Source organism: Photobacterium panuliri, from assembly GCF_059920555.1.
In genome coordinates this window covers 3403551-3415563 of the sequence record NZ_CP197192.1, presented here as the reverse complement: position 1 = coordinate 3415563, position 12013 = coordinate 3403551, and the positions used below count along the sequence as shown (strand labels likewise).

Genomic DNA, 12013 nt, shown 5'->3' with positions numbered 1-12013 from the left:
TGCACCCCAGAGAGGGGTGCAGGGAAAGGTTAGCCGTATTGGTTCTCGAACCAGCTTTCCAAAATGACAACCGCAGACTGGGAGTCGATATTGCCTTTGCTGAGGTTGCGGTATCCGCCACGCTCGAATAGCTCGGCCCGCGCTTCGGCTGTGCTGAGGCGTTCGTCATGAAGCTCTACTGTGCAGCCGAAACGGCCGTGAAGGCGGTTGGCAAACTTGCGAGCCCTTGGCGTAATGGCTTCCAGTTCGCCGCCTTGTAGGTCGAGCGGCAGGCCGACAACCACAAGGTCGGGCTGCCACTCTTTGAGGATTTTCTCAATGTCATCCCAGTTCGGGATCCCGTCGCGGGCTTTCAGGGCCGGAAGCGGGCGGGCAGTGCCTGTGAGTTCCTGGCCTATCGCCACCCCGATGCTCTTGGTGCCGTAGTCAAAACCTAAAACGCTGCGTGAATGGCTCATGCGTGTCCTTTTTCATTGGAAAGATGGGTTGAGTTGATGCCGAGTTGGGCGATGGCCTTGTGCCAGCGCTCGCTGATCGGTGTGTTGAAGACCACGTCCGGGTTGGCCTCGGTGGTTAGCCAGGTATTCTCGGCCAGTTCCTGTTCGAGCTGTCCCGCATCCCAGCCGGCGTAGCCGAGGGCGACAAGGAAATTGTCCGGCGCGGCATGGGTGCCAAGCAGGGACAGGATATCCTTGGAGGTGGTGATCGAGACATCGTCGGTGATATTGATGCTCGAAAGCAGGTTGCCGATCCGGTTGTGAAGGACAAAGCCACGGTCTGCCGAGACTGGCCCGCCGTTGAAAACCGGCTGTTCGAGGCTGGTTGGATCCTGAATAGGCAGCTCCCGCTCGATCTCGATTTGTTCCAGCATACTGCCGACGGAGATTTCGATCGGCAGGTTGATCACTATCCCCATTGCGCCTTCGTCATTGTGTTCGCAGATGTAGACCACGCCTCCCTTGAAGTTCGGGTCTTGCATCTGGGGCATGGCAATCAAGAAATGATTGGTTAAGTTCATGAGCTGTACCTACTACCAGAACATGTTTATCTACAGTATGCCGAGTAATTGCCCCAATTACTATGTAGGGGGATTAATCGGCTGCGCATTGGCTTTGGTGCAAATAAAAACGCAGCCCGGAGGCTGCGTTTCCAGCGGGATCAGCCGTTAGGCTGTTTTGCCCAGACGGCGCTCGATGGCATCCATCAGCTTGCCGGTGATCGAGATATCGAAGGCGGCTTCAATTTCTCGGATACAGGTCGGGCTGGTCACGTTGATTTCGGTCAGCTTGTCGCCGATAACGTCAAGGCCAACGAAGATCAGGCCCTTCTCTTTTAGGGTCGGTGCAACCGCAGCGGCAATCTGCATATCGGTCTCGCTCAGCGGACGTGCTTCGCCAGTACCGCCTGCGGCCAGGTTGCCACGGGTTTCGCCCTTGGCCGGGATGCGCGCCAGGCAGTACGGCATTGGCTCGCCATCCACAACGAGGATGCGCTTGTCACCGTTGCTGATATCCGGGACGAATGTCTGGGCCATGCAGTAGTTCTGGCCGTGATTGGTCAGGGTCTCGATGATCACCGATACGTTAGGATCGTTTTCCTTGACGCGGAAGATAGAAGCGCCGCCCATGCCGTCAAGCGGTTTGAGAATCACGTCACCGTGGGTTTCGCGGAATGCTTTGATCTTCTCGGCCTTGCGGGTCACGATGGTGGTCGGGGTCAGCTCCGGGAACCATGCGGTGAACAGCTTTTCGTTACAGTCACGCAGGCTCTGCGGCTTGTTGACGATCAGTGTGCCTTGTTCTTCGGCGCGCTCTAGGATGTAGGTAGCGTAGATGTATTCGGTATCGAACGGCGGATCCTTGCGCATCAGCACCGCATCCAGCTCGGAGAGGGCGATGGTCTGCTCTGATTTAAACTCGTACCAGCCTGCCGGATCCTGCTTGAGCTCGACAACCTTGGTGTCGGCGATGGCCACGCCCTGATCCAAATGGAGGTCGTTCATCTCCATGTAGTGGATTTCGTAGCCGCGGCGCTGGGCTTCCAGCATCATGGCAAAGCTTGAGTCTTTCTTGATGTTGATGGATGAAATGGGATCCATCACGATACCCAGTTTAATCATTGCTTCTCTCCAGTTAGCCAAGATCGCCGAAACGAACTTGTAGGGCGGTAATGGCGGTCAGTGCGGCGGTTTCCGTCCGCAGGACGCGCGGTCCCAGCAGTGTTTCCTCAAAATGGTAATCGCGGGTCTTCGCGATTTCTTCGGCGGACAGGCCGCCTTCAGGGCCGATCAGCAGGCGGACATTTTCCACCGGCGTCGGCAGGGTGTTGATTGAGTATTTGGCACGCGGGTGAAGGTTCAGCTTGAGGCCGTCGTATTCTTCGGCGCACCACTCTTCGAGCTGCATGATCGGGCGGATCTCAGGCACGGTATTGCGGCCGCACTGCTCACAGGCGCTGATGGCAATTTTCTGCCACTGGGCGAGTTTCTTCTCGAAACGCTTCTGATCCAGCTTGACGCCGCAGCGTTCTGAAATCAGCGGGGTAATGGTATTCACGCCCAGTTCGACAGATTTCTGGATAGTGAACTCCATTTTATCGCCACGCGAAATGACCTGGCCGAGATGAAGATTGAGCGGTGATTCGCTGCTGCGATCGATGCGCTTTTGGATCTCGACCTGGACATTCTTCTTGCTGACTTCGCTGATCACGGCTGGGAATTCGGCACCGCTGCCGTCAAACAGTTCAACTTCCTGGCCTGGCTGCATCCGCAGTACGCGACCAATGTGACCGGCTGCATCTTCGCTGAGCATGACGAAACCCGAAGACGGTAGTGTCTCTGGGTGGTAAATACGTGGGATTCTCATGGCTATCTTGTAACCTGTTGGGTTTATTCTGGCAGTATTATATACCCAAGTGTGTCCAAGATGCTTGTTTCTGGGGCAGCCCGCATGTGGGCGGCCCCATGAGATTATTTCGAGGTGTTTTTGCAGCGTTCAAGTAGGGCCTGATACTGCTTGGTTTCACGAGGGGTTAGCGTCAGGTTGTAGGCTTTCACGATCCCCATGAAGTGGGGAATATACTGGCACTGATTTTTGGGCGGCAGCCATTCGTCTAGCCCTTTGGCTCCTTTCTGGCGGTTGAGGGAGGCCTCAACGCTCACGAGGTTTTTGGGGTCGTTAGCAAAGGTTTTACGTTTATCTAAGGTCCAATGATTGGCACCGTGCTCCCAGGCCCATTTCAGAGGGACCACATGGTCGATATCAATGTCGGATGCTCGGTAAATCACTTTGCCGGAATAAGCGCTGTTCCACCGGCCGGAGACCACTTGGCATTGTTTGGCATCTTTGAAGTGCACCTGGCCGACCGACTGGGCAATCAGGGTTTCCATGCGGGCGTTCTGGCAATCTTTGTCGAAATCCTGCCAGCCGTGGCCAAAGTGGTGGCGTTGGTATGAGCCGGAATCTGCCGCCGAGCTGGTTGTCGGTGCTTTGGCTCCCTTGGGCAAACGGCCGCCACTCTCTAAGCATGCGCTAAGGCTATTGTAGGGCGTAAAATTCTTGGTGCGCTGGTACGATGCGCTATTGCTGTCATGGCAGATCCCGCTCGTGGATTTTTTTACGATCGTATCTGCGGCATGGGAAGAAGAGGCAAACGGCAATAGCAGAGAGATAGCCAGTCCATAGCAGGCGTGGCGAGATAGGGAGGAGATGATGTATCGCATGGCAGTCCTAAGTCAGGGAGTAATACTGACAAGACTATCACCGAAAAGGCTTTTTAGATTGATATCACATTGTGTTTTTGATCATTTACATCCTTAAAAGGCATTTTTTGATCCGAAAGTGGATGGCAAGGGCATGCGATTATACGTTGGCCCAGATCAGGGGATGGCCGCATTGGCGGCAGCGATAGCTGGTTTGGCCGCGTTGAATTTTGTTGTGGCGGCGGATAGTGAGGGGGTAGTCGCTGCACTGGCAGCGATAGAGGAAGGTCTCCCCCTGCACTGAGCTGACATCGAAGCTGTGGGTGGCCCTGGGCTCGAGGCCGTAGATTGCGCTCATGATCTGTTGCCATTCCCGGCCGTGGGGACGAACCTTGCCATAGAGGCGGAAGGTGACGAGGTGGGCGACCTCGTGCGGCACGACTTCCTCAAGGAAGGCCTGCGGGTTTTCGGCGAGCAGTACCGGGTTGAAGCGCAGTTCCCAGCGTTGCAGGCGGGCGCTGCCGGCACTTTTCCCGCGCTGGTTGAACAGCACGGACGGTAGCGGCATGCGCTTGTTGAGACGCTGGTTGGCCTGCCGGATGCAGGCGGCAACGCGTTCTGTCACTTGTGATTGTAGAGGGGTCATGGCCGGTACCTGATAGTTGGATACGGTCGCCGAGTATAGGGAATTGGTGGCGCGGGTGGAAGCCGTGTTTGGCTGCTGGCTTGTGCTAAGCCTGAAACCAAAAAAGGAAGCCGAGGCTTCCTTTTTGTTTGGTCGAACTGCGATTACTTCAGGTTAGCGAAGTCGCGCAGTAGTTCGGCTTTGTCGGTCGCTTCCCAAGGGAACTCTTCGCGGCCGAAGTGGCCGTATGCCGCAGTCTTCTTGTACATTGGCTTCAGCAGGTCAAGCATTTCGATCAGGCCGTATGGGCGTAGGTCGAAGTGCTGGCGTACCGCTTCCACGATGATTTCGTGAGACACTTTCTCGGTGCCGAAGGTTTCGATCATGATAGATGTTGGATCTGCCACGCCGATCGCATAGGACAGCTGGATTTCACAACGGTCAGCCATGCCTGCAGCGACGATGTTCTTCGCTACATAACGCGCTGCGTAAGCGGCAGAACGGTCAACTTTCGATGGATCTTTACCAGAGAATGCACCACCACCGTGACGTGCTGCGCCGCCGTAGGTATCAACGATGATCTTACGACCAGTCAGGCCGCAGTCGCCCATTGGGCCACCGATAACGAAACGGCCGGTTGGGTTGATGAAGTACTTGGTGTCTTTGTTCAGCCACTCAGAAGGCAGTACCGGCTTGATGATTTCTTCCATTACCGCTTCTTGCAGCACAGGCAGCTCGATGCTTTCGCAGTGCTGGGTAGACAGAACAACCGCATCGATACCTACGATTTTGCCCTGATCGTACTGGAATGTTACCTGAGATTTTGCATCTGGACGCAACCAAGGCAGCGCGCCGTTCTTGCGTACTTTAGCCTGACGCTCAACCAAACGGTGTGCGTAAGTGATCGGTGCTGGCATTAGTACGTCGGTTTCGTTGGTTGCGTAGCCAAACATGATGCCCTGGTCACCGGCACCCAGCTCGCGTGGGTCTTCACGGTCAACACCTTGGTTGATGTCTGGAGACTGCTTACCGATTGCGCTTAGTACGGCACAAGAGTTGGCATCAAAGCCCATCTGTGAGTTCACGTAGCCGATTTCACGTACGGTTTCACGGGTGATCTCTTCGATGTCTACCCATGCTGATGTTGTGATTTCGCCACCAACCATCACCATACCGGTTTTTACGTAAGTCTCACACGCCACACGTGCCTTAGGATCTTGTTCTAAGATCGCATCCAATACTGCATCTGAAATTTGGTCTGCAATTTTATCTGGATGGCCTTCTGATACTGACTCAGAAGTAAACAGGTGCTTCGACATGAGCGCTCCCATAAAGTTGAATAAAGTGATAGTACGGTGCTCTATATCAGCCAATCGGCAAGGATGCATAAACGGATATACGTTTGTATGTATAGAGCTACCTCCGTCTAGACGTCTATAATACCTGTTGATATGAGAAAATCAACAATAGGAAGTGTAGGTGTATTGGGTATGAAATAGCGCAAACGATTCCCTGTAACGCTTTTATTACAGCTATTTGGTTGCGTTTAAGCCAGAATAGCATTGATCTGGCAGTTATTTTTCGCTGGAAATCGTTTGCAGAGTAGGGGGCTCTTTGCGACAATACCCGCCCGCCGAACATCGGCTGTACTGGGCATGTGAAGCCCAGACCGCCTCAATAACACTCTACGAATTTCTGGAGCAGACATGTCTTCTCGTAAAGAACTTGCGAATGCAATCCGTGCCCTGAGCATGGACGGTGTACAACAAGCAAACTCTGGCCACCCAGGCGCCCCTATGGGTATGGCTGATATCGCCGAAGTCCTATGGCGCGGCCACATGAACCACAACCCGCAGAACCCTGCGTGGGCTGACCGCGACCGCTTCGTGCTGTCGAACGGCCACGGTTCAATGCTGATTTACTCTCTGCTTCACCTGACTGGCTACGATCTGTCTATCGATGATCTGAAGAACTTCCGCCAGCTGCATTCCAAAACGCCTGGCCACCCAGAATACGGTTACGCACCGGGTGTTGAGACCACCACTGGCCCACTAGGCCAGGGCATCACCAATGCCGTGGGTATGGCGATGGCTGAAAAGGCACTGGCTGCCCAGTTCAACCGCGAAGGCCACGACATCGTTGACCACAACACCTATGTGTTCATGGGCGACGGCTGCCTGATGGAAGGTATCTCCCACGAAGCATGTTCACTGGCGGGTACGCTGGGTCTGGGCAAGCTGATCGCGTTCTGGGATGACAACGGCATTTCTATCGACGGCCACGTTGAGGGCTGGTTCTCTGACGACACCCCTAAGCGTTTCGAAGCATACGGCTGGCACGTGATCCCTGCGGTTGACGGCCACGACGCAGAAGCGATCAACGCAGCTATCGAAGCGGCGAAAGCCGAAACAGGTCGCCCTACGCTGATCTGTACCAAGACCATCATCGGCTTCGGCTCTCCAAACAAAGCGGGTTCTCACGACTGTCACGGTGCTCCACTAGGCGCTGATGAAATCAAAGCGGCACGTGAATTCCTAGGCTGGGAACACGGTCCTTTTGAAATCCCTGCCGACATCTACGCGCAGTGGGATGCCAAAGAAGCTGGCGCAATCAAAGAAGCAAGCTGGAACGACAAGTTCGCAGCGTACGAAGCGGCATACCCTGAGTTGGCTGCTGAATTCAAACGCCGCGTAAACGGTGAGCTGCCAGCACAGTGGGAAGAAAAAGCCTCTGCAATCATCGCTGATCTGCAAGCCAATCCTGCAAACATCGCATCTCGCAAAGCGTCTCAGAACGCACTGGAAGCGTTCGGTGCAATGCTGCCTGAGTTCATGGGCGGCTCGGCTGACCTTGCGCCGTCTAACCTGACCATGTGGTCTGGCTCGAAGTCTTTGACTGCCGATGACTTCTCAGGCAACTACATCCATTACGGTGTGCGTGAGTTCGGCATGACGGCGATCATGAACGGTATCGCCCTGCACGGCGGTTTCGTACCGTACGGCGCGACCTTCCTGATGTTCATGGAATACGCGCGTAACGCAATGCGTATGGCTGCCCTGATGAAGGTGCAGAACATCCAGGTTTACACGCACGATTCAATCGGTCTTGGCGAAGACGGTCCGACTCACCAGCCGGTTGAGCAAATTGCGTCTCTGCGCCTGACTCCGAACATGAGCACATGGCGTCCATGTGACCAGGTTGAATCTGCCGTGGCATGGAAACTGGCTATCGAGCGCAAAGACGGCCCGACAGCACTGATCTTCTCTCGCCAGAACCTTGCCCAGCAGCCTCGTGACGAGCAGCAGCTGGCTGATATCGCCAAGGGTGGCTACATCCTGAAAGATTGTTCAGGCAAGCCTGAGCTTATCTTTATCGCGACAGGTTCTGAAGTTGAGCTAGCCGTAGAAGCTGCAGCACAGCTGACCGCTGAAGGCCGTGAGGTTCGCGTTGTTTCTATGCCTGCAACTGATGTATTCGACAAGCAAGACGCAGCTTACCGCGAAGCAGTACTGCCATCTGACGTGACTGCGCGTGTTGCCATCGAAGCGGGTATCGCTGACTTCTGGTACAAGTACGTTGGTTTCGACGGCCGTATCATCGGCATGAGCACCTTCGGCGAGTCTGCACCTGCCGACGAGCTGTTCAAGATGTTTGGCTTCACCACTGAAAATGCAGTGGCAACCGCCAAAGAGCTTCTGGACTAATTGCCACGCTGATTTATTTCAATGCATAAAATAAAGACCTCTGCGGAGGTCTTTTTTTATGGAAAGTGGGATCTGACTCACAGCTGAATTGGCGGCAAAAACAGCTTGGATGTTAAGGTTTTGCTGGCTAAGTCTTTGTTTTTATTTGGTGTTGGTGGTCTGGGTGATGCGGGTCACATTTATCGTGATTCTGCTTGGCGCTTGGTATACACTAACGCGGCTTATTAATTTTGTAGCACGGATATGACACTAAAAGTCGCAATTAATGGATTTGGCCGTATCGGACGCAGTGTGCTTCGCGCCCTGTATGAAAGCGGCAAACGCCATCAAATGAAGATCGTGGCAGTCAACGAGTTGGCTGAGCCGGAAGCAATGGCTCACCTTCTGCAGTATGACACCTGTCATGGTCGCTTCTGCAAGTCTGTCAGCCATGATCAGGAACACCTGTTTATTGGTCATGATGACGGCGAGCGCGACAGTGTCCGTATTTTGCATCAGAGTGATATATCACTCTTGCCGTGGCATGATCTTGAGGTCGATATCGTCTTGGATTGTACCGGTGTCTATGGCTCCCGCGCTGACGGCGAGGCCCATCTCAAGGCCGGTGCCGGCAAAGTTCTGTTTTCCCATCCTGCTGCAAAAGATATCGACAATACCGTTATTTACGGCGTCAACCACCAAACGCTGCTGCCTGAACACAAAATAGTGTCTAATGGCTCTTGCACCACCAACTGTATTGTCCCTGTTATTAAGGTTCTGGACGAGAACTTCGGTATCGAGTCCGGCACGATTACCACGATCCACTCGGCGATGAATGACCAGCAGGTCATTGACGCCTACCATTCCGATTTGCGCCGTACTCGCGCTGCCAGCCAGTCAATAATCCCAGTTGATACTAAGCTACACTTGGGGATTGGTCGTATTTTTCCGAAATTTTCTGACAAGTTTGAAGCTATTTCCGTGCGCGTTCCGACAATTAACGTTACTGCGATGGATTTGAGCGTTACTGTAAAGACAAACGTGAAAGTTAATGACGTAAATCAATCCTTAGCGGCTGTATCTCGTAGTACATTGAGTGGCATAGTAGATTACACCGAAGCCCCGCTGGTCTCGGTTGATTTCAACCATGACCCGCACAGTGCGATTGTCGACGGTACCCAGACCAGGGTGAGCAACCAGCACTTGGTTAAATTGCTGGTTTGGTGCGATAACGAATGGGGTTTTGCCAACCGAATGCTAGACACCGCGTTGGCTATGTATGCCGTCGATAGGGCGGATACACAAGCAGTAAGAATTACCGAGCCTTGCAGTGACGCTGGGCTGACTAAAAATTGAATTTTAAATTAACAAGTTGAGAGGACAAACCATGTCTGTAATCAAGATGACTGATCTGGACCTAGCTGGTAAACGCGTATTTATCCGTGCTGACCTAAACGTGCCAGTGAAAGACGGTAAAGTAACTTCAGATGCACGTATCCTTGCATCTCTACCTACCATCAAGCTTTGTCTAGAAGCCGGTGCGAAAGTAATGGTTACTTCTCACCTAGGTCGTCCAACTGAAGGCGAGTACGCGGAAGAGTTCTCTCTACAGCCTGTTGTTAACTACCTGAACGACGCACTTGATTGCGAAGTTAAACTGGCTAAAGACTACCTGAACGGCCTAGAGCTGAACGCTGGTGAGCTAGTTGTTCTTGAAAACGTTCGCTTCAACAAAGGCGAGAAGAAGAACGAAGAAGAGTTGTCTAAGCAGTACGCAGCACTGTGTGATGTGTTCGTAATGGATGCATTCGGTACAGCTCACCGCGCCCAGGCATCTACTCACGGTGTAGGTATGCACGCTCCAGTTGCTTGTGCTGGCCCTCTACTAGCTGCAGAGCTAGAAGCACTAGGCAAAGCAATGGACAACCCACAGCGTCCACTTGTTGCTATCGTTGGTGGCTCTAAGGTTTCTACTAAGCTGACTGTTCTTGAGTCTCTGTCTAAAGTTGCTGACCAGCTAGTTGTTGGTGGCGGTATCGCTAACACCTTTATCGCAGCTGCTGGCCACAACGTAGGTAAGTCTCTGTACGAAGCTGACCTAATCGAAACTGCACAGAAGCTGATGGAAGAGTGTTCTATCCCAGTTGCAACTGACGTTGCTTGTGCAAAAGCATTCGACGAGAACGCAGAAGCAGAAATTAAGAACGTTGCTGACGTACAAGACGATGACATGATCTTCGACCTAGGCCCAGATTCAACTGCGGCACTGGCTGAAATCATCGGCAATGCAAAAACTATTCTTTGGAACGGCCCAGTTGGCGTATTCGAGTTCAAGAACTTCGAAGCGGGTACAGCAGGCATTTCTAAAGCTATCGCTGAATCAGCAGGCTTCTCTGTTGCAGGCGGCGGTGACACACTAGCAGCTATCGACAAGTTCGGTATCAAAGCAGATGTTTCTTACATCTCTACTGGTGGCGGTGCGTTCCTTGAGTTCGTAGAAGGTAAGGTTCTACCAGCGGTTGCTATGCTGGAAGAGCGCGCTAAAGCGTAATTATATGAGTCGGGAGCCGTTGGCTCCCGTACTTATCGTTTGTGAATGGGGTCGTGTTTTTGTAAAATAGCGGCCAGTAGCAAACGATTGCACAGAATTACTTTTAATACAGACAACAAGGCAAATAGGACTATTGTTATGTCTAAGATCTTCGATTTCGTAAAACCTGGTGTTATTTCTGGCGACGACGTACAGAAAGTTTTTGAAGTAGCAAAAGAAAACAACTTTGCACTGCCAGCGGTTAACGTTGTTAACACTGACTCAATCAACGGTGTACTTGAAGCTGCTGCTAAAGTAAAAGCACCAGTTGTTGTTCAGTTCTCTAACGGCGGTGCAGGTTTCTTCGCTGGTAAGGGCGTGAAACTAGAAGGTCAAGGTGCACAAATCCTTGGTGCTGTAGCGGGTGCTAAATACGTACACGCTGTTGCTGAAGCATACGGTGTGCCAGTAATCCTGCACACTGACCACGCTGCTAAGAAACTACTTCCTTGGATCGACGGTCTACTAGACGCTGGCGAAGAGTACTTCGCGCAAACTGGTAAGCCTCTATTCTCTTCTCACATGATCGACCTGTCTGAAGAGTCTCTAGAAGAGAACATCGAAATCTGTTCTAAGTACCTAGAGCGCATGGAAAAGATGGGCATGACTCTTGAGTTTGAACTAGGTTGTACTGGCGGCGAAGAAGACGGCGTTGACAACTCTGACATGGACTCTTCTGAGCTATACACTTCTCCAGAAGACGTTGCATACGCTTACGAGAAACTAATCGCAATCAGCCACCGTTTCACTATCGCTGCCTCTTTCGGTAACGTACACGGTGTTTACCAGGCTGGTAACGTTGTACTGACTCCAACTATCCTGCGTGACTCTCAGAAGTACTGCTCTGAGAAGTTCGGTATTGCACCAAACGCGCTTAACTTCGTATTCCACGGCGGTTCAGGTTCAACTGAAGCTGAAATCAAAGAGTCTATCAGCTACGGTGTGATCAAGATGAACATCGATACTGATACTCAGTGGGCAACTTGGGACGGTATCCGTAAGTACGAAGCTGAAAACCACGATTACCTACAGGGCCAGATCGGTAACCCAACTGGCGAAGGCGCTCCTAACAAGAAGTACTACGATCCACGCGTATGGCTACGTGCTGGTCAGTCTTCAATGGTTGCGCGTCTTGAGAAAGCATTTGCTGACCTTAACGCAATCGACGTACTGTAATTTACAGTTAACGTGTTGATTTAAAAGCCCGCGAAAGCGGGCTTTTTTGTATCGGTCAAAATAGGGGTGTGACCTGTATCAAATAGTTGTTGGTGTTGTTCGCCGGTGACGTTATTATCCGGCGCGAAATATGGGCGGTAGCATACTGCCTTCTAGCCGGTAAGCCGCCGCAGCGGTGGCCCGGGTAGGTATATTACTTAATTAAGTCTATGATTATCAGTGCTTCCGTGATAAGCGGA

The 12013-nt window shown here is 52.5% G+C and carries 11 protein-coding genes; 4 read left to right on the top strand and 7 right to left on the bottom strand.

All coding sequences use genetic code 11. From position 1 onward, the window contains the following. Positions 1-29: 29 nt before the first annotated feature. From ruvX to metK, 7 genes are all read right to left on the bottom strand, one after another. Positions 30-458: a Holliday junction resolvase RuvX gene (gene ruvX, locus ACSF8X_RS15695; protein WP_500850376.1), complete on the bottom strand. Its 429-nt coding sequence runs from the start codon at positions 456-458 to the stop codon at positions 30-32. Beyond that, positions 455-1018: a YqgE/AlgH family protein gene (locus tag ACSF8X_RS15690; protein ID WP_047878658.1), complete on the bottom strand. Its 564-nt coding sequence runs from the start codon at positions 1016-1018 to the stop codon at positions 455-457. The genes ruvX and ACSF8X_RS15690 overlap by 4 nt, the downstream gene beginning before the upstream one ends. A gap of 147 nt (positions 1019-1165) precedes the next feature. Further along, positions 1166-2119, bottom strand: coding sequence for a glutathione synthase (gene gshB, locus ACSF8X_RS15685; RefSeq protein ID WP_047878659.1), 954 nt, complete (start codon positions 2117-2119; stop codon positions 1166-1168). A gap of 13 nt (positions 2120-2132) precedes the next feature. Further along, on the bottom strand, positions 2133-2864 hold the full coding sequence (gene rsmE, locus ACSF8X_RS15680) for a 16S rRNA (uracil(1498)-N(3))-methyltransferase (protein ID WP_047878660.1): 732 nt from the start codon (positions 2862-2864) through the stop codon (positions 2133-2135). A 104-nt stretch (positions 2865-2968) separates the two neighbouring features. Then, positions 2969-3721, bottom strand: a complete 753-nt coding sequence (locus tag ACSF8X_RS15675; protein ID WP_500850375.1) for an HNH endonuclease family protein — start codon at positions 3719-3721, stop codon at positions 2969-2971. 139 nt (positions 3722-3860) lie between these two features. Further along, positions 3861-4346, bottom strand: coding sequence for a SprT family zinc-dependent metalloprotease (locus ACSF8X_RS15670; protein WP_500850374.1), 486 nt, complete (start codon positions 4344-4346; stop codon positions 3861-3863). 143 nt (positions 4347-4489) lie between these two features. Further along, complete coding sequence (metK, locus tag ACSF8X_RS15665; RefSeq protein ID WP_500850373.1) at positions 4490-5644, bottom strand: methionine adenosyltransferase; 1155 nt, start codon at positions 5642-5644, stop codon at positions 4490-4492. Between the two features lie 387 nt (positions 5645-6031). On the opposite strand from metK, the gene tkt reads away from it, so the two are divergent. The 4 genes from tkt (at position 6032) to fbaA (ending at position 11774) form a co-directional block, all read left to right on the top strand. Then, on the top strand, positions 6032-8029 hold the full coding sequence (tkt, locus tag ACSF8X_RS15660; protein WP_500850372.1) for a transketolase: 1998 nt from the start codon (positions 6032-6034) through the stop codon (positions 8027-8029). 243 nt (positions 8030-8272) lie between these two features. Next, the gene (gene epd, locus ACSF8X_RS15655; protein ID WP_047878351.1) at positions 8273-9364 is read left to right on the top strand and encodes an erythrose-4-phosphate dehydrogenase; all 1092 of its coding nucleotides are present in this window, start codon (positions 8273-8275) and stop codon (positions 9362-9364) included. A 31-nt stretch (positions 9365-9395) separates the two neighbouring features. Further along, positions 9396-10559: a phosphoglycerate kinase gene (locus tag ACSF8X_RS15650; protein WP_047878350.1), complete on the top strand. Its 1164-nt coding sequence runs from the start codon at positions 9396-9398 to the stop codon at positions 10557-10559. Between the two features lie 138 nt (positions 10560-10697). After that, positions 10698-11774 carry a class II fructose-bisphosphate aldolase gene (gene fbaA, locus ACSF8X_RS15645; RefSeq protein WP_047878349.1) on the top strand — a complete coding sequence of 359 codons (1077 nt, stop codon included), beginning with the start codon at positions 10698-10700 and terminating at the stop codon, positions 11772-11774. Positions 11775-12013 lie beyond the last annotated feature (239 nt).